This window comes from Shewanella avicenniae (genome assembly GCF_017354945.1).
Lineage (GTDB): Bacteria > Pseudomonadota > Gammaproteobacteria > Enterobacterales > Shewanellaceae > Shewanella > Shewanella avicenniae.
On sequence record NZ_CP071503.1, the window covers coordinates 1,695,040 to 1,712,993 of the forward strand.

Sequence of the window (17,954 nt, forward strand, 5' to 3'; positions counted from 1 at the left end):
AGCAGCATCACAGCAGAACATTAGATTACAATTTTTATTTTAGCTGTCGTGTGAAGCAATTGCTGTCGAATGCTTGGCTGTTACAATGAATTGCTTTTTATAACAATATGAAGGAAAAGTCAGTGAAGTATTGTTCATTATTAGGTGTTGCGGGCCTAATGTTGGCGCCAATGTTATCTGCGGCACCATATCAATTTAACGAGTCAGCCTATCGTCAAGATGTGAAGACCCTTGCCAGCGACCAATTTGAAGGTCGTGCGCCTCTGTCAAAAGGTGAATTACTCACCGTGACTTATCTCGAAAAAACGATGAAAGAGATTGGTTTGGCACCTGCGTTTGGCAAAAGCTATCTGCAAAAAGTGCCAATGGCGAAAATTACCCCAACCAATCCAGACATGCAGCTGAGAATCGGCGATATGACCTTTAAGCTGGCGGATGATTTTATTGCCCGTACCGAGCAAATCACTAAGCAAGTGGATGTGAAAGACAGCGAAGTGGTGTTTGTGGGTTATGGCATCAACGCGCCGGAATATGGTTGGAATGACTACGCGGGTATTGATGTCAAAGGTAAAACGGTCATCGTATTGGTGAACGACCCAGGCTTTGCCACACAAGATCCAAACGTCTTCAAAGGTAATGCCATGACCTACTATGGTCGTTGGACTTACAAGTATGAAGAAGCCGCGCGTCAAGGCGCCAAAGCGGTGTTTATCGTACATGAAACTGCACCTGCAGCTTACGGCTGGAACGTGGTTCGTGCTGGTGGCACCAGCACTCGCTACACCTTGGTGGATAAAAACGACAATATGTCAAAAGTGGGCATCATGGGCTGGATCCAGCACGATGTTGCACAAAAAGTTTTCGCTAAAGCCGGTATCGATTTTGACCAAATCAAGCACACTGCTGAAAAGCCAGGCTTTAAAGCGATGCCGCTGCATATGACTGCCAACTTAACCCTGAAAAACCACATTGAACGTGCCGAGTCACACAACGTGGCAGGGCTGCTGCGTGGCACTAAATATCCAGATGAATGGATTGTGATGCAAGCGCACTGGGATCATCTCGGCAAAGAGATGGTTGACGGCAAAGAGGTGATTTACAACGGCGCGGTGGATAACGCTTCTGGCGTCGCTGGCGTGTTGGATTTGGCGCGTAACTTTAAGGCGTTAGCCGGTGAAGATGCGCCGGAACGTTCAGTGCTGTTTGCCAGCTTTACCGCGGAAGAAACAGGCCTGATTGGTGCGCAATATTTTGCTGAAAATCCCCCTGTACCGACCAAGCAAATTGTGTCCTTGCTGAACATTGATGGCATGAATATGGGGCAGGGTGTTGATTACATCTTGCGTTACGGCGATGGCGTTTCTGAACTTGAAAAGTACATGGCCGATGCGGCGAAGAAACAAGGGCGTCATGTAAACCCTGACCCTCGTCCACAAAATGGATTGATGTTCCGCTCTGATCACTTTGCCTTGGCCAAAGAAGGGGTTCCAGGCTTGCTGTTTATGAGCCTCGGCGATACCGACCCTGATTATATTCCGCATAAATATCATCAGGGTGCAGACGATTACGAAGCGGGTTGGAAGCTCGAAGGCGTCCATCAGGATCTCGATTTGATCAGCGATGTTATCTACAAGCTGTCACATAACCGTGACTGGCCGAAATGGCTGGAAGAATCAGACTTCAAAAAACGCCGCGCCCAAGATGGCCGTTAATCTCTAAGTTTACTTATTGATTAACAACAAAAAAGGAGACTCTGCTGTCATTAGCTAGGTCTCCTTTTTAATGGGCATTATTGGTTACCCTGCCCACTATTCCTCTTCAACGATTTCATCTGGCTCATCAACTGCTTCGGCCAAGGCGATATCATCCTCAGCCAATTCAACTGATTCCGCTACCGCACGGCTTTTCAGCAGGGTAGTGCCAACAACCGCATAAAAAGGTTTTCCCATCGCTAATTTGACGTACTTTTGCCACAGCTTTTCAATCATGGTGGCTGCCGCTACGCGACCATTGGCGGCATCAACAAAGTGTTGTTCCTCTTCATTGATGGCGGTACGACTACCTTTCGCCAGTGCTTGCATGGCAACACCGTGGGCTTCTAACAGCTCGGCTTCTTTGTTGGTAAAGTCACCTGAGCGCTTAAAGCCATGTGGAAAATTAACGTCATCATAAAAACGACGGTCAGATGAAAAACTAGTCGCAGTTTCTGCATTCACCAAAACTGCTTGAGCTAATGAAGTAGAAGTTGTGCTTAACATAGTCTCGACCCTTGCAAAAATTACCTTAACCGATGATTTGCAAGCAGAGTATTGGCTAGTATGATGCGTAAATAAATCAAAAAAATTTTGCCCGCACGTTGAAATAATTTTTATGGATACGGATCTACTCAAGACCTTTTTAGAAGTTTCTCATACTCGGCATTTCGGTAAGGCAGCAGATAATCTGTTTCTGACCCGCAGTGCTGTTTCGTTTCGCGTTAAGCAGTTAGAGACCATTTTAGGGGTCGAACTGTTTGAGCGGCAGCGCAATAATATTCAACCTACGCCCGCAGGCGAACGCATGTTAGTCCATGCTGAAGCGGTGTTGATGGCTTGGGAGCGCGCTAAGCAAGATGTGTCGCTAAGCCAACATCAATCGGTGCAGTTGGCGATTGGTGCTGCACCTAACTTGTGGGATGCCTTCCTGCAAGAGTTTCTGCAAAAGCTGCATCGCGGCATGGCTGGCATCTCGTTACGGACGGAAGTGCTAACGCAATCGGTGATGACGCGGCAGTTAATGGAGCGCACGCTCGATATTGCCATCTCGTTCGATCCTCCCAAGTTGGAAGAGTTTGAACTGCTGCAAATTGGCGAAGTGGTGCTGACCTTGGTGAGTAGCGAACCGGCTGCCGCTATCGAAGATATCAAATCACGCCAATATATTAAGGTCGATTGGGGCACGGCGTTTAATATTCAGCATGCGCGAGATTTTGCCTTGTTGCCGCTACCTATTCTGCATACCGGCTCAGCGCGAATTGCGCTCGATTTTCTGCTCAACAATGGCGGAGCGGCATTTTTGCCGCGTAACATGGTATTGGCCGATGTTGAACGCGGCACGTTGCACTGGGTAGATAACGCGCCCTCAATCAGCCGCAATGTGTATGTGTCGTATCTCGCCAATAACGAGCGTTTGAGCGAAATAGAACGCGCCGTCGATTTTTTACGACGTGGCGCGTAGCGCATCGCCGATTCGCGTTTTCTCACCCATTCGATCTTGCGTTATTGCTGTGGCGCTTAAGTGCTTAAATGAGCTTAGGCGCCCACAATCAGCGGCCACAGTACAGTGCCCCAGGTAATCGCGCACAGTAATAAACTGATAAATACTGCCGCTGAGGCAATATCTTTGGCGCGGCCACTTAGGGGATGAATCTCATCGCCCACGCGATCCACCACTGCTTCCACTGCGGAGTTAAGCAGTTCGACAATCAATACGATAAAGACTGTCAGAATCATCAATAAGCGCTCGACGGTGGTGACTGGCACCAACAGCGCAATCGGCAACATGCAGATGGCGAGAACGGCTTCTTGGCGAAATGCGGCTTCGTGTTGCCAGGCTGATTTAAGCCCTTTCATGGAAAATCCAGTGGCGCGGAATACTCTTTTCAGACCGTGATTATTGGCAGGTTTCATGATGAGCTTTGGGGTCCCTGTTAACTAAGCAAAATGGCAGACTGCGCAGAAAAACCGCGTCAGTATAGCACCTTAGCGCTATCTGCAAATGGCTTTAGTCTGCAACTCTAAACAAAGCGCATATTTCAACTACACTTGCTTAACAAACTATTAAGGCAAGGAGGCCTGTTATGTCTTTGTTCGCAGCATGCGTTCGTCTGGTGATTTTTCCCTCACTGTTATTGTCCTTCGCGGTGGCTCAGGCAGCATCGCCCTCACTCCATCAATTGCCTAATCCAGAGCTCGCGTCAGTGTGGCAAGCGCAAGCATCACCCGCAGATTACTTGGTCAGCGAAAAGCTCGATGGTGTGCGTGCCCGTTGGGATGGGCAGCGGCTCTACAGTCGTTCGGGTATGGTCATTAATGCACCGAGTTGGTTTATCGCGGGCTTTCCCAATGAACCGCTAGAAGGTGAACTTTGGGCTGGTTACGGCAGTTTTGAGCAGGTGTCGCTGGCGGCTAGAGGCGGCACTGACGCTGAGCGTTGGCGTTCGATTCAGTATTGGCTATTTGATGCGCCCGCTGCGCTAGGCGATTTTGAGCAGCGTTATCAGCATTTCCAAGCATTTGATGGCATTACGCCTTATCTAAAAGTGATTCCACAACAGCGTGGCACCGATATTAAATCATTACAGCAGCAGTTAGATGATATTGTCAGTCGTGGTGGTGAAGGATTGATATTACATTATCGCAAAGCGCCCATCGTCGCTGGCCGCAGCCCCTATGTGTTTAAGTTCAAACCTGTGGATGATGCAGAGGCGAAGGTGCTGGCGGTGTTGCCAGGTAAAGGCAAATACAACGGCATGATGGGCGCGCTATTAGTGGAGATGGCCAACGGTGTTCGCTTTAAAATTGGCAGTGGGTTTAGCGACCAACAGCGGCAATATCCGCCAGCTATTGGCAGTTGGATCACCTTTGAACACAATGGCTTTACCGCCAGCGGCAAGCCTAGGTTTGCGCGCTTTGTTCGCGTAAGATTGGACTATCAACTCAGCCACGATGCGCCATAGTGATAAGGGAGTAAATTCGCGTTGCAACAGTCATCCATTGATTGGTCACAGATCAATAGCCTACTTTTTGTTTGCCTTGGCAATATCTGCCGTTCCCCTACAGCAGAAGCTGTCGCGAGAGCCAAAGCACGCGAGATGGGACTGAACTTAACCATAGATTCGGCTGGCACTACGGGCCACCATCAAGGTGAAGGCCCAGATCGACGTTCACGCGCAGCGGGGGAACGCCGAGGAATCGACTTTTCTGGTATCAGTTCACGTAAGGTTCTCGATGAAGATTTTGCTAAATTTGACCTCATTTTAGCCGCGGATAGCCAAAATCTTGCCGATTTACGGGCGCGTTGCCCCGCTGAATACCAACACAAGTTGGTGATGATAATGGCGTTTGCCAACAGCAAGGTGCGCGAAGTGCCCGATCCGTATTACGGCGGCAAAGATGGGTTTGAGAAGGTGTTGGATCTGCTCGATGATGCGATGACAGGTTTATTAGGCCAGATAGCATTGGCTCGACCCAACAGCAGCGTTAAATCGTAGCTCGTTGAGTAAACCAAAGGGAGCCGCGGCTCCCTTATTGATAGGCTAATGTAATGACGCTCAGCCTTGATGGCGTTTACCAGAGTGTTTCAGTTTCAGCTCTTCTTTTTTACGCGCTTTTTCAGCGGCTTTTTCGGCGAGCATTTGGTCGACGGCTATTTTCTCGGCTACTGCCATTTCAGGGGTTTCGAGCGACAGTTGGCCAATTTTTCCTGAGCGGTAGTCATGCAATACGGCTTCTGAGGCTTTGTGCAGATCTACATAACCGCCTGAACGCAGCGCTCCGCGGCGACGGCCAATCTCTTCCAGCAATTCGATATCGGTTTGTGGCAATTCTTTCAGATTAAAGCGCTCTAGCATCGCCTCAGGATACGCTTTGAGGAAATATTCGCAGGCAAATAGCGCCACTTCGTCGTACTCCATGGCAGTATCTTTAATAGCGCCAGTCACCGCTAGACGGTAGCTGCTGGCTTCGTTATCTACCTTGGGCCATAAAATACCGGGCGTGTCTGACAACACAATGCCGTTATTGAGGTTGATGCGTTGTTGGGTTTTAGTAACTGCTGGTTCGTTACCGGTTTTGGCTATCACTCGTCCGGCCAACAGGTTGATAATGGTGGATTTGCCCACGTTAGGAATGCCCATAATCATGGTGCGAATATTTTTCACACTGCCTTCTTCGATGGGCACCAACTTGCGGATCAACTCAGGCAGTTTTTTCACCATGCCCGGTTGTAAGGTGGTAATGGCTTGTGCTTTAACACCTTGTTCTTGTTCTAGATATTCAATCCAACGGGCGGTAATTTCAGGGTCGGCCAGATCAGATTTATTCAGCAGTTTGACACAGGGGCGGTCGCCACGCAGTTGTGCCACCATCGGGTTTTCGCTGCTGTAGGGAATGCGTGCGTCTAACACCTCAATGACGAGATCGATTTGCGGCATCACTTTTTCGATCTCTTTGCGGGCTTTGTGCATGTGCCCTGGATACCATTGAATCGCCATTGTTTTTTCCTGCTGAGTTTAAAAAGGCGCGTATTGTACTATCACTGCCACTAAAAATCACGGCCAGTAAAAATCACCGTGAGTAGCCACCGTGCGCAATCTCGCCTTATGTGCCCCAAGCGTAGGTTAACAGGGGGTGAGTGCAGTTTTTAGTCGCTGTAACGCCTGCAATAAGGTGGCGCGTGGACAGCCTAAGTTTAGCCGAATAAATCCGCTGCCAGCGATGCCAAATCCACGCCCCATACTGAACACTAATCCAGCCTTGAGCAGTTGCTGCTGCAGTGCATCGTCGCTTAGCTGCAACGCGCGGCAATCTAGCCACGCGAGATAACCGGCTTGTGGCGGGGTAAATGCCAGCATCGGTAACTCGGTATTAATAAACTCAGCAAGTAAATTGATGTTGTGTTGCAGGTACTGTTTCAGCTCACTAAGCCAAGGCGCACCGGTTAAGTAGGCGGTGGTTGCCGCGCAAAGCGACAAACTGTTGAAGACATCGAGTCCATGCGCATCGAGTCGCTCACTAAACGCTGCTCTCAAGGGGGGATTCATTATGATGAAGTTGGCAATCCGTAATGAAGATAGGCCGAAGGTTTTACTGCTGGCGCTTGCGACAATCAGCTGTTGCTGCAATTCACTCGGTAATGCCAGTGCTGAATGAAACGCTTTCCCCGGCATTGTTAAGTCGCACCAAATCTCATCACTTAGCAGCCATACCTGATACTGCTGGCACAATTGCGCGACAGCGAGGAGCTCCTCAGCGGTCCAGACGCGTCCTGTGGGATTATGCGGGTTGCAGAAAATCAGCGCCTTAGCGCCTTGCTGAAAGCAATGTTCAAGATGGTCGAGATCAAGCGAATATTGGCCAGCGTGTTGCCGTAGTGGATTTTCAATCACCACACGTTGGTTGAGGGTAATAATTTTATTGAACGAACCATACCCCGGCGATTGAATAACGATACCATCCCCCGGTTGGGTCAGTTGTTGGAGTGCCAATGCCAACCCCGGCAATACACCATGTACAGAGCAAATCCATGCGCGTTCGAGCGTAATTTGGTATTGGCTTTGATACCAGTCTAGCACCGCTTGATAATATCGGTCATCGCGCTCGGCATAGCCAAATACACCATGGGCAACGCGCTGCTGCAGCGCTTCAATGACTGCCGCGGGCGCTTGAAAGTCATAATCAGAGACCCACATAGGCAGTAAATCATCACCTTCAAGCGCGAGCTTTTCTGCCATAAAGTCCCACTTCAATGAGCCACTATTACGGCGGTCAATATGCTTATCAAATATCATTGGGCACCTATAGTTCATTCGGCTGCTGGGATGACAGGGCGATCAATCTTGGCAATCGCGATACCGCTAAAGCCGTAAAACAGGGCGAAGATAACTCCGCTGTAGCACTGAATGGCCCAAGGCAGGTAGTCCAAGGTAGCCACGCCAAGTGTGCTCGACATATACACGCCTGCGGCGGTCCACGGTACGAGTGGTTCAATCACAGTGCCAGCATCTTCGAGGGTTCTGGAAAGATTTTTCGTATCTAGCCCACGTTTGCGATAGGTGTCTTGCAACAGCTCACCCGGAATGAGCAGCGCGAGTTTGCCATCGCTGGTACTCAGTACGACGGAGATGGTGGCAATCACAGTTGCGAGAATAAGTTGCCCCGTTGTACGGATCAGATGAATAAGCCGCGCTAACACCAAGGTCAGCGCGCCAGTAAGGCTTAAAATTCCGGCGAAGGAGAACGCGCAAAACACTAATAAGATGGTCGGCATCATCGACATTAATCCGCCTCGATTAAGCAGCGTGATAATGTCGGCGTTGATTGGCAGCAGTGGTTGGGCGTGATGGGGAAACATCCCCACATTAAAACCGTCAACAAATGCCTGCAGTGCCTGTTGAATGCTAAATCCTTGCAGCACTGTGCCTAACACTAAGCCCACCAGTGAGGCGAGTAGCATCAAGGGCAACACCGGCTTTTGCCGCAACGCACCGTAGAGAATGATCAGCGGTGGCAATAGTAACAGCAGGTTGAACTGATAAAGCTGCGCCAGCCCATCAATAATCCCCACCACTTTTTGTGGCTCAGCGACTGTGGTGACCGTTTCGCTGTGACCCGCAAACCAAAACACCACTGCGGCGATCATAAATCCCGGCATCGTGGTGTACAGCATGTGCTGAATATGGGCGTAAAGGGTGGTGCCTGCGACAATGGGAGCAAAGTTGGTTGAATCCGATAACGGCGAAAGTTTATCGCCAAAATAGGCGCCGGAAATGACTGCTCCCGCCGCCGCGGCCAAGGGCACATCAAGCCCCGCGGCAACGCCCATTAAGGCAATGCCTACTGTGCCTGCCGAACCCCAAGAGGTGCCCGTGCAAACAGACACTAACGAGGTGACTAAGAAGGCTGCGATTAAAATATAGTGAGGGCTAATTAGCTTTAGCCCCCAGTACACCATGTAAGGAATAGTGCCACTGATCATCCAACTGGCAATCAGGCCGCCGACACAGATCAGAATGAAGATCACCGGCATCGCCTTTGCCAATTTAGCCACAATTGCGGCGACGATCTCGTCCCAGCAATAGCCTAGTTTATAGGCAATCGCGGCAGTAAATGCCGCAGAAAGCAGTAATAAGGCTTCAATGCGTAGCCCCATAAAGCCATAACCGACAACCAACAGGCTAAACATGATGAGTAATGGCAATAACGCCAATGCAAATGATGGCAGGGGCTTGGGATGCGTCACTGTTATTATCCTTATGATGACGTAAGCAAATGTTGGCAGGGTAAAGTTAATTATGGTTATTGATGATTTTTGTTATTTTTATCATGCAACTCTCAATATTACCACCGGATGGCGATGTAATCGTTATTAGAGTTGTCTGATTAGTTAGAAATGTTTAACCAAGCGTGTTACCAAAAAACGGCTGCCATCAGCAGATGTTGAGCGCAACCGATGGCATTGCAACATACTGCAATCAAATCACCCCAAGCTCGCGTAACCGTTCCATCAGGTAGCTATCGGCGGTGTAGCGTTCAGACAACACCACATCCGGGCGCGGATGTAAAAACAGCGGCAGTGAGATCCGCGATTTGCTCATGTCAGCACCCGCAGGATTGATCACTCGGTGCGTGGTGGACGGAAAATAGCCATTTGAAGCTTCTTGCAGCATGTCACCGATATTGATGATCAGGTTGCCAAAATCGCTTGGCACATCAATCCACTCACCGTCACGGCTTTTGACTTGCAACCCTGGCTCATTGGCCGCCGGCAGCACAGTCAGCAGGTTAATATCTTCATGTGCTGCTGCGCGAATCGCGCCTGGGGTTTCGTGACCGGTTAATGGTGGGTAATGCAGAATTCTGAGCAGTGTTTTTTGGCTATCGGCAATCATTTGCGACAGCGGTTCGCGATAATGTTTGGCCACATCTTCCGGCGAATATTGCTCAACCCAATCCAACAGCTGCGCGGCCAGTTGGTTCGCCAGTTGGTAGTACTTAAGGATATTGTCCTTAAGAGGCGCGGGGATCTGCCCCCAAGGATAAACGTGAAAATACTCTTTGATATCTTTGATGTGATGCCCTTTGGCAGTCTCCGACACGCTGGCAGGAAAGAAGCCATCCTGTGTGCTCGGGTTAAACCGATACTGGTGTTTTTCTTCAGATAGGAAAAATGCCTGCCAATCTTGATAAATCTGTTCGACTAGCGGTTGCGCAATTGGATGATGGCTCAGCACACCAAAGCCAGTATTACGCAGAGATTCAACAAAACGCTGTGGTGCATCAGCTGCGCGATAATCGATGGTTTCAAGTTTCATGGTTATTCTCTTCTAAAATAGGCATGAGTGTGATGTTGCGACATCATCTTATCTTACTGTTGTACAAGGTTTAGTCGCTGAATTGCGGCTGTGCAACTCTATCTTGATGAACAGGGCTAAGCAACGTAAAGTGATCTATATCACGTCGAGCGTCGTTATCCAGTAGAGTGGCGACCATCGATCGTTTTGAATTTTTGCAGGAGTGGCTATGAAACCGGTGCAACCACTGGATGAGTTTGAGCAGTACGTGATTGAGCAGAAAGGGACTGAACGACCATTTAGCGGCAAGTATTATCATCACAATGCCGCAGGTCGTTATCTATGTCGTAAATGCGCAGCGCCGTTATATCTGTCTGAGCATAAATTTATGGCGCACTGCGGTTGGCCGGCCTTTGATGACGAAATTCCCGGTGCGGTTACCCGAGTCCCTGACGCTGACGGCCGACGGGTTGAGATTGTTTGTAGCCAATGTGGTGGTCACTTAGGCCATGTGTTTGAAGGCGAGCAACTGACAGCGAAAAATCTCCGCCACTGCGTTAATTCTGTGTCGATGACCTTTGAGCCTCTCACCAACGAAGGTGCGTTGACTGACGCTGATGGGACTGCTGTTGGTGGCACTGCCGTTGCTGGAATCGCCACCGTTGGTGGCGGCTGCTTTTGGTGTACCGAAGCGGTGTTTAAAGATATCGACGGTGTGCTTGAGGTGTTGCCTGGCTACGCGGGTGGCAGTGCAGAATCGGCCAACTATCGTGAGGTGTGCAGCGGTGATACTGGGCATGCTGAAGTGGTGCAAATCAAATTTATTGACTCAATCATCAGCTACCAAGAGATCCTGACCATTTTCTTTGCCAGTCATGATCCTACAACGCTTAACCGCCAAGGTAATGATGTTGGCACCCAGTATCGGTCAGTGATATTTGCCCACAGTGCCGAGCAAGCGGATATTGCCAATCAGCTGATTGAGCAACTCAAGGCTGACCAAGTGTATGATGCGCCGATTGTGACTGAAGTGACGGCATATGAAACCTTTTTTCGCGCTGAAGAGGAACACTTAGATTACTTTGCGCGTCATCCACAGCAGCCTTACTGCGCGGTGGTGATCAATCCAAAAGTGGCCAAAATCCGCCAGCGTTTCAGTAGTTATTTAAAGCCATAAATTTGTACTAGGTTCACTTTAAAGAGCAAACAGAAAGGGAAGCAATATTAGCTTCCCTTTGTTTTATGCGAGACCAACGTTAGCTTGCTTAGGCAAGTTTGTCATCGGCGACACGATAGGTCGGATCGGTGACCAAATCCACTTCCACTAAGTCACCGGCTTTGCTGAGCAGCTTTTTACAATCTTCAGACAGATGCTGCAGATGCAGTTTTTTGCCCAGTTTCACGTAGCGCTCGGCTAAGGTGTCAATCGCTTCTAGTGCGGAGTGATCACACACTCGCGAACGACCAAAATCGATAATCACTTCATCGCTATCTTGGTCTGCATCAAACAACTCTAAGAATGATGAGGTTGACCCAAAGAACAACGGACCGCGCAGTTGATAGAATGTCTTGCCATTTGCATCGCTACGCTTGGCTTCAATATGTTTGGCGTGTTCCCATGCAAATACCAGCGCCGACACAATAACGCCAGTGAACACGGCAATTGCCAAATCGGTAAACACGGTAACTATCGTCACCAGAATGATCACAAAGGCATCGTGCTTAGGCACCTTACGCATCATCTTAAAGCTGGCCCATTCAAAGGTGCCCAGTACCACCATCATCATCACGCCGACCAGCGCTGCCAGCGGGATCATCTCGATAAAGCTGGCAGCAAACAGGATAAAGCACAGCAGCGCAACTGCGGCGGTGATACCCGACATACGCCCACGACCACCTGAGTTGATGTTGATCATCGACTGACCAATCATGGCGCAACCACCCATAGCACCAAAGAAGCCACTGACCACGTTGCCAGTTCCTTGGCCTAAACATTCTCGGTTACCTTGACCACGGGTTTGAGTCATTTCATCGACGACGGTTAGTGTGAGCAGTGATTCGATAAGGCCGACGGCCGCTAAAATGACAGAGTAGGGCAGTACCACATAAAGCGTATCCCAGGTGAGCGGTACTTCAGGAATCGCAAAACTTGGCAGTGTACCGGCGATGGTCGCATTGGCATCACCACTCATGTTACGGACAAAGTCCACCACGGTGCGGGTATCAAGATCTAAGCCAACCACTAAGCCCGTGACCACCAGAATGGCGACCAGCGAAGACGGAATCGCTGTGGTTAACTTAGGCAAGAAATGGATGATGGCCATTGTGAGTAGCATCAGCCCCAGCATTAATTGGATTTCGCTGCTACCCAACCAGTGCATCTCACCATCAGTGCCTTTGGTTTTAAATTGCGCCAATTGCGCTAAGAAAATCACAATCGCCAAACCGTTCACAAAGCCCACCATCACCGGCGTTGGCACAATGCGAATGAACTTACCGAGTTTAAGAATGCCCGCCAATAACTGGATAACCCCAGCAAGCACGACTGCAGCTAACAGATAGTTGAGCCCATGACTGTCAACCAGACTCACCATTACCACCGCCGTTGCGCCAGTTGCGCCAGAGATCATGCCTGGGCGTCCACCTAAAACTGCGGTCACAAAACACATGATAAAGGCGGCGTATAAACCAACCATAGGTGCCAGATGAGCAACAAAGGCAAACGCGACTGCTTCAGGCACTAAGGCGAGGGCTACGGTCAACCCAGATAGCACATCGGCGCGTAAACTGGTGTTCTTATGGCGATTTAACTCAAACATGCGGTGATTATCTTCCTAGCAGGGGAAACAAAGTCGCGCATACTAGCAGATTAAGGATTGTTTAAAAAGTGTGATGGGCGCCCAAAGAAAAAGCCATGCCCAAAGGCATGGCTTTTCAAACAGCGGCTTAGCTCGATTTATTCAGGCTTTGCCATCGCTGATGACGCGCTGTTCGCATTGTGTGCTTTTGGCGCTACGGTTTGACCGTTAGTCGCGTATTGATGGCCTTGTGGCACATCAACGTGGTCACGCTGCTCAACTTCTGGTTTGGTCATCTGCGCGCCAACCATTGATTGATAACGGCTTGCACGCGGCACTTTCACCGCTGCAGGAGTTGCTTCGTTAGCATCGGCAACTTGACCATCAGCGGTTGCAGCTTCAGTGGTCGTTGCTGCAGGTTTAGCGGCTACTGCAACTGCTGCAGGCTTCGCCATAGGGGCTGATGCAGCACTTTGCTTCGGCTCGCTTTTAGCCGGTTCAACTAATACCTCGGTGGCAGTGGCTGCTTCAGCTGTTGCTGGCGCTACAGGAGCAGGTGCTACAGGCGCGACCGGCGCTGCTGTCACTTCGACAGTTGCAGCCGGAGCTTCCGCTACCACGGCTTCAACCGCTGGAGCAACTTGAGCTTCAGCTGCAGCTTCAACCACTGCTGGCTCAGCGGCAATCGATTCAGCAACTACTTTAACGTCTTCTACCGCTGCTGGCGCTGACACTGGAGCACTTGCTGCTTCCTCTGCTACGTCAGTCGCTGGCGCAACCGCTACTGTAGAGGCGGCTGGGGCAACATTCACTTCAGCAGCAACTGGCGTGGCCGCTGGTTCTGTTACCGGAGTGGCAACAGGTTCAGCTGCTTCAGCAGTGACTACCGGCGTTGTAACCGTGTCTACTGGCGTAATTTCTACCTCAGTTGCAGGAGCACTGGTCGCTGCGGCAACGGCTGTTGCTGCTTCAGTAGTCACTTCAACGGCGCTAACGGCAACATCAGTTTCAGTAACCGGCGCCGCATTTGCTGCAACTTCAGCACTGGCTTCTTCATTGCTGTTGTCTTCAGATTCACGGCGACGACGTTGACCCGCTGCACGCAGATGGCGTGGGCTGCGGCGGCTACGGCGACCTTCACGTTTTTCACGGCCGTTTTCATCGGTGCTCGCATCAGAGGCTTCAACTTCAACCGCTTCTTCTGCGTTAGCCAACAGTTCCAATTGCTCAGCTTGTAGCGCTGTGGCTTCAGTTACGATTGGCGTTGGTGCTGCATCCTCGCTTATCGCTTCGACATTGCTGACGTCAACTGCATTGTCTTCAGCTTTGTCTTGGCGTTTGTCTTCATTACGGCGACTACGACGTGGCTTATCTTGTTTTGCTGGCGCAGTTTCTTGAGCTGCGACGACAGGCTCAGCTTGCACAGGCGCCTGAGCGGTTTGCTCTACTGGGCTACCGTCTTGCTCAATGCGAACCTTACGGCGCATATCGCGACGTTGACGACGTTCACGTACAACCTCTTGCTTTGGTTGTTGCGCTTCATCGTTAATGGTTTCATCTACGACGTCTTCAGCTTTGGCTTTACGCTCATTGCGGTTAGGCTTGGCGTTATCCGCTTTCTGATTGCGTCTTCTGCTGTTAGTTGGCTTGTCAGCTTTAGCGGTTTCAGTTGTCGTCTCTTGCTTGTCAACTTCAGCGGTTTGTTTGCTGTTGTTGCGAGGGTTCTTACGACGGCGGTCATTGCGCTCATTATTGCGGGTGCGATTACCGTTACGGTTGTTAGTCGGTTTGCTATCAGCCTTAGGTTGTGCTTCTTCTGCTGCACTGCCAGAGAACAATGAAGACAGCGCTTTAAACAAACGGGCTAATAAGCCAGGTTGTTGTGGCGCGGCAGCTTCAACTTTTGCCTTGGCAGGCGCAGCTTTAGCCGCTGGCGCAGCCGCTTCAATATCTGTTTTTGCCGGTGTAGCAAAACCGCTTAACGCAGGGGTTGGCGATGCCGCACGTTCAAGCTTACGCGGTTCATACAGCTTAGACTCTGGCTTCTCTGTACGTTGGTAGCTGGCTTCGTCGATTTCATCGTCGGTGCGATGACGTACTACACGGTAATCTGGTGTGGTCATGTGCGCATCTGGAATGATGTACACTTCAACGTCGTGACGTTCTTCGGTGATACGAATCGCTTTACGTTTTTCGTTCAGCAGGAAGGCGGCGACGTCAACTGGCACAATGGCTTCAATTTGCGCGGTGTTTTCTTTGATGGCTTCTTCTTCCATCAAACGCAGAATCGACAAGGCTAATGATTCAGTGCCACGAATAGTGCCTTGGCCATGACAGCGAGGGCAGATGTGCGCAGCAGATTCTTCTAGCGATGGACGCAGACGTTGGCGTGACATTTCCATCAAACCAAAGCGCGAAATACGGCCGATTTGTACGCGAGCACGGTCATGACGTACCGCATCACGCAGACGGTTTTCTACTTCACGTTGGTGACGCACTGGGGTCATATCGATGAAGTCGATTACCACCAAACCACCAAGGTCACGCAAGCGCAATTGGCGGGCGATTTCATCGGCGGCTTCTAAGTTGGTGTTAAGCGCTGTTTCTTCAATATCGCCGCCTTTGGTTGCGCGGGCGGAGTTGATATCGATTGAGGTCAATGCTTCAGTTGGGTCGATAACGATTGAGCCACCAGAGGGCAAGCGCACTTCGCGTTGGAAGGCGGATTCAATCTGAGATTCAATCTGATAATGGGTGAACAATGGCACTTCCGCTTTGTAGAACTTTACCCGTTCAACAAAGTCTGGACGCACCAAGGCAACGTGCTGTTTGGCATCTTCGTAAATACGTGGATGGTCAATCAGGATCTCGCCCACGTCGCGACGTAAGTAGTCACGAATTGCGCGTACAATGACGTTACTTTCTTGATGGATTAAGAATGGCGCAACCTTGCTGCTGGCCGCTTCTTGAATGGCATTCCAATGATGCAACAGTACTTTTAAGTCCCATTGCAGTTCGGCAGAGGCTTTACCCACGCCGGCGGTACGCACGATCAAGCCCATGCCATTTGGCACTTCGAGCTCTTCCATCGCTTCTTTTAGTTCAGTGCGCTCATCGCCTTCGATACGGCGAGAAATACCGCCTGCACGAGGGTTGTTTGGCATCAATACCAGATAAGAGCCTGCCAAACTGATAAAGGTAGTCAGCGCTGCACCTTTGTTGCCACGCTCTTCTTTATCAATTTGCACGATAACTTCTTGGCCTTCTTTCACTACGTCCTTGATGTTAGGACGACCTTGGAAAGAATAACCTTGTGGGAAGTATTCGCGGGCGATCTCTTTTAAAGGCAGAAAACCATGGCGTTCAACACCATAGTCAACAAAAGCAGCTTCTAAGGAAGGTTCTACGCGAGTGATTTTACCTTTGTAGATATTCGCTTTTTTCTGTTCGTGACCTGGACTTTCAATATCCAGATCGTAAAGCTGTTGCCCATCGACTAGGGCAACGCGCAACTCTTCAGATTGAGTTGCATTGATAAGCATCCGTTTCATGATGACGACATTCTTCTTTGATGGTCATCAAACGTCATTTGCGCTGCATTACGGGCCTTGGGAGTGATTTTCCTAAACCTCACGGTTTGAGTCCCAGGCATCAGGAGCCCATTGCTGTTAGACGCAATCGCTGCGTGTGGCTTCCTATTTATGGCTTATTTTTCAATGATTACAAAAACAAGGAATTCGTTGTAAAACGTCAACCAACCCCATAAATTCGTTTAATTGTTCCAGTAATGCCAAAGGCGTCAAGTGTCGTTCAATAACTGGTTAACATTAATATATTCGTTTCAGTGCTGGGTAATGAGAGGCAAGTGTAATAAAGATTAGTTGTTTTCTAGGTTTGACTGTTAACACCGATAATATGACATTTGTGTACAACAACAGCCTGCATATCAATGATATGCGACCTTAATTTTTAAACTTTACTTCTGTTCCCCAATTCGCATAACGCAACCATGTGCTGTAAAAATGGCCAGCGGTAATTGCGTTAGCTGCTGAAATATAGCCGAATTAAAAAATTAGGGCAATGAAATCGCATCACTTCATGTACAATAAGGCGCTTTACTTTTCTTAGTGAAAAAGATGACCAATAACGAATCCCAGTTTCAGCAGGTGCAACTGCTGACCATCGATGAAGACAATCTCGGCCAACGTATTGATAACTTCCTGTTAGCGAAGTTAAAAGGCGTGCCTAAAAGCATGATCTATCGCATCGTGCGTAAAGGTGAGGTACGGGTAAATAAAAAGCGCATTAAACCAGAATATAAACTGCAAGAGGGTGATGTGGTACGCGTGCCACCTATTCGGGTGAGCGAGGCCGATCCCCGCACGGCGCCATCGCCTAAATTGCAGCGCGTTGCCCAACTTGAAGATCGCATTCTGTTTGAAGACAAACATATCATTGTGATGAATAAGCCTGCGGGTATTGCGGTGCACGGTGGCAGTGGCGTTGATTATGGTTTGATTGAAGGTTTACGTTCACTCAGACCACAACAGAAGTTTCTTGAGTTGGTGCACCGCCTAGATAAGGAAACTTCCGGCGTACTGTTAGTGGCTAAAAAGCGCAGTGCGTTACGTCATCTGCATGACCAATTGCGTAATAAGCAGATGCAGAAAGATTATCTGGCTTTGGTTCGTGGCGCATGGCAAGCCCATGATCGCGTAGTTAAAGCACCACTGCTGAAGATCACCTTGCCCCACGGCGAACGCATTGTGCGAGTGAATGCTGAAGGTAAGCCGTCAGAGACACGTTTTAAGATTTTACAGCGTTACGAGCAGGCAACCTTGATTCAAGCGAGTCCAGTGACCGGTCGTACTCATCAAATTAGGGTGCATTGCCAATTTGCCGGTCATCCCATTGCCTGTGATGAGAAATACAGTGAGCAGGCATTTGATGATGCGATGCGTGCACTTGGACTGAACCGGTTGTTTTTGCATGCCGCGCAATTACGTTTCACCCATCCAGAGTCTGAACAAGTACTTGAGGTGCAAGCACCGCTGGATGATGAGCTGCAACAGTTACTCGATAAACTGAAAAAATGTTAGGAGACG

The 17,954-nt window shown here is 49.6% G+C and carries 14 protein-coding genes; 6 read left to right on the forward strand and 8 right to left on the reverse strand.

The window, feature by feature from the left end:
- Window positions 1–158 precede the first annotated feature (158 nt).
- On the forward strand, window positions 159–1,712 hold the full coding sequence (locus JYB87_RS07475; RefSeq protein WP_228730000.1) for a M28 family metallopeptidase: 1,554 nt from the start codon (window positions 159–161) through the stop codon (window positions 1,710–1,712).
- A gap of 96 nt (window positions 1,713–1,808) precedes the next feature.
- Here the strand turns inward: JYB87_RS07475 and JYB87_RS07480 are convergent, their stop codons facing one another.
- Entirely contained in the window at window positions 1,809–2,258 is a 450-nt protein-coding gene (locus JYB87_RS07480) for a DUF413 domain-containing protein (RefSeq protein WP_207356246.1), read from the reverse strand.
- A 112-nt stretch (window positions 2,259–2,370) separates the two neighbouring features.
- On the opposite strand from JYB87_RS07480, the gene hdfR reads away from it, so the two are divergent.
- Complete coding sequence (gene hdfR, locus JYB87_RS07485; RefSeq protein WP_207356247.1) at window positions 2,371–3,216, forward strand: HTH-type transcriptional regulator HdfR; 846 nt, start codon at window positions 2,371–2,373, stop codon at window positions 3,214–3,216.
- Window positions 3,217–3,290: 74 nt separating this feature from the next.
- Here the strand turns inward: hdfR and JYB87_RS07490 are convergent, their stop codons facing one another.
- A complete protein-coding gene (locus JYB87_RS07490) occupies window positions 3,291–3,668 on the reverse strand; it encodes a diacylglycerol kinase (protein WP_207356248.1) in 378 nt (125 codons plus the stop codon).
- Window positions 3,669–3,838: 170 nt separating this feature from the next.
- Here JYB87_RS07490 and JYB87_RS07495 point away from each other — a divergent pair, with 170 nt between their 5' ends.
- Window positions 3,839–4,717: a DNA ligase gene (locus JYB87_RS07495; protein ID WP_207356249.1), complete on the forward strand. Its 879-nt coding sequence runs from the start codon at window positions 3,839–3,841 to the stop codon at window positions 4,715–4,717.
- 21 nt (window positions 4,718–4,738) lie between these two features.
- The gene (locus JYB87_RS07500) at window positions 4,739–5,251 is read left to right on the forward strand and encodes a low molecular weight protein-tyrosine-phosphatase (protein ID WP_407695834.1); all 513 of its coding nucleotides are present in this window, start codon (window positions 4,739–4,741) and stop codon (window positions 5,249–5,251) included.
- 60 nt (window positions 5,252–5,311) lie between these two features.
- On the opposite strand, the gene ylqF is transcribed toward JYB87_RS07500, so the two are convergent.
- From ylqF to JYB87_RS07520, 4 genes are all read right to left on the reverse strand, one after another.
- Window positions 5,312–6,253, reverse strand: a complete 942-nt coding sequence (gene ylqF, locus JYB87_RS07505; RefSeq protein ID WP_207356250.1) for a ribosome biogenesis GTPase YlqF — start codon at window positions 6,251–6,253, stop codon at window positions 5,312–5,314.
- Between the two features lie 126 nt (window positions 6,254–6,379).
- Window positions 6,380–7,549, reverse strand: coding sequence for a MalY/PatB family protein (locus tag JYB87_RS07510; RefSeq protein ID WP_207356251.1), 1,170 nt, complete (start codon window positions 7,547–7,549; stop codon window positions 6,380–6,382).
- Window positions 7,550–7,563: 14 nt separating this feature from the next.
- Complete coding sequence (gene nhaC, locus JYB87_RS07515) at window positions 7,564–9,000, reverse strand: Na+/H+ antiporter NhaC (protein WP_207356252.1); 1,437 nt, start codon at window positions 8,998–9,000, stop codon at window positions 7,564–7,566.
- A 232-nt stretch (window positions 9,001–9,232) separates the two neighbouring features.
- Window positions 9,233–10,072, reverse strand: coding sequence for an isopenicillin N synthase family dioxygenase (locus JYB87_RS07520; protein WP_207356253.1), 840 nt, complete (start codon window positions 10,070–10,072; stop codon window positions 9,233–9,235).
- A 217-nt stretch (window positions 10,073–10,289) separates the two neighbouring features.
- Here JYB87_RS07520 and JYB87_RS07525 point away from each other — a divergent pair, with 217 nt between their 5' ends.
- Entirely contained in the window at window positions 10,290–11,228 is a 939-nt protein-coding gene (locus JYB87_RS07525) for a bifunctional methionine sulfoxide reductase B/A protein (RefSeq protein ID WP_207356631.1), read from the forward strand.
- 88 nt (window positions 11,229–11,316) lie between these two features.
- Here JYB87_RS07525 and JYB87_RS07530 read toward each other — a convergent pair whose 3' ends face one another.
- Together JYB87_RS07530 and rne are read right to left on the reverse strand one after the other, a co-directional pair.
- Window positions 11,317–12,870, reverse strand: coding sequence for a SulP family inorganic anion transporter (locus JYB87_RS07530; protein WP_207356254.1), 1,554 nt, complete (start codon window positions 12,868–12,870; stop codon window positions 11,317–11,319).
- 137 nt (window positions 12,871–13,007) lie between these two features.
- Complete coding sequence (gene rne / locus JYB87_RS07535) at window positions 13,008–16,400, reverse strand: ribonuclease E (protein WP_207356255.1); 3,393 nt, start codon at window positions 16,398–16,400, stop codon at window positions 13,008–13,010.
- A gap of 585 nt (window positions 16,401–16,985) precedes the next feature.
- Between rne and rluC the strand changes: the two genes are divergently transcribed.
- The gene (rluC, locus tag JYB87_RS07540; protein ID WP_207356256.1) at window positions 16,986–17,948 is read left to right on the forward strand and encodes a 23S rRNA pseudouridine(955/2504/2580) synthase RluC; all 963 of its coding nucleotides are present in this window, start codon (window positions 16,986–16,988) and stop codon (window positions 17,946–17,948) included.
- Window positions 17,949–17,954: the final 6 nt, after the last annotated feature.

Excerpts from the sequence above, each read along its gene's own strand:
- JYB87_RS07475 (WP_228730000.1), top strand. The coding sequence starts at position 159 with ATGTTGGCGCCAATGTTATCTGCGGCACCATATCAATTTAACGAGTCA.
- JYB87_RS07480 (WP_207356246.1), bottom strand. The coding sequence starts at position 2,258 with ATGTTAAGCACAACTTCTACTTCATTAGCTCAAGCAGTTTTGGTGAAT.
- hdfR (WP_207356247.1), top strand. The coding sequence starts at position 2,371 with ATGGATACGGATCTACTCAAGACCTTTTTAGAAGTTTCTCATACTCGG.
- JYB87_RS07490 (WP_207356248.1), bottom strand. The coding sequence starts at position 3,668 with ATGAAACCTGCCAATAATCACGGTCTGAAAAGAGTATTCCGCGCCACT.
- JYB87_RS07495 (WP_207356249.1), top strand. The coding sequence starts at position 3,839 with ATGTCTTTGTTCGCAGCATGCGTTCGTCTGGTGATTTTTCCCTCACTG.
- ylqF (WP_207356250.1), bottom strand. The coding sequence starts at position 6,253 with ATGGCGATTCAATGGTATCCAGGGCACATGCACAAAGCCCGCAAAGAG.
- JYB87_RS07510 (WP_207356251.1), bottom strand. The coding sequence starts at position 7,549 with ATGATATTTGATAAGCATATTGACCGCCGTAATAGTGGCTCATTGAAG.
- JYB87_RS07520 (WP_207356253.1), bottom strand. The coding sequence starts at position 10,072 with ATGAAACTTGAAACCATCGATTATCGCGCAGCTGATGCACCACAGCGT.
- JYB87_RS07530 (WP_207356254.1), bottom strand. The coding sequence starts at position 12,870 with ATGTTTGAGTTAAATCGCCATAAGAACACCAGTTTACGCGCCGATGTG.
- rne (WP_207356255.1), bottom strand. The coding sequence starts at position 16,400 with ATGAAACGGATGCTTATCAATGCAACTCAATCTGAAGAGTTGCGCGTT.
- rluC (WP_207356256.1), top strand. The coding sequence starts at position 16,986 with ATGACCAATAACGAATCCCAGTTTCAGCAGGTGCAACTGCTGACCATC.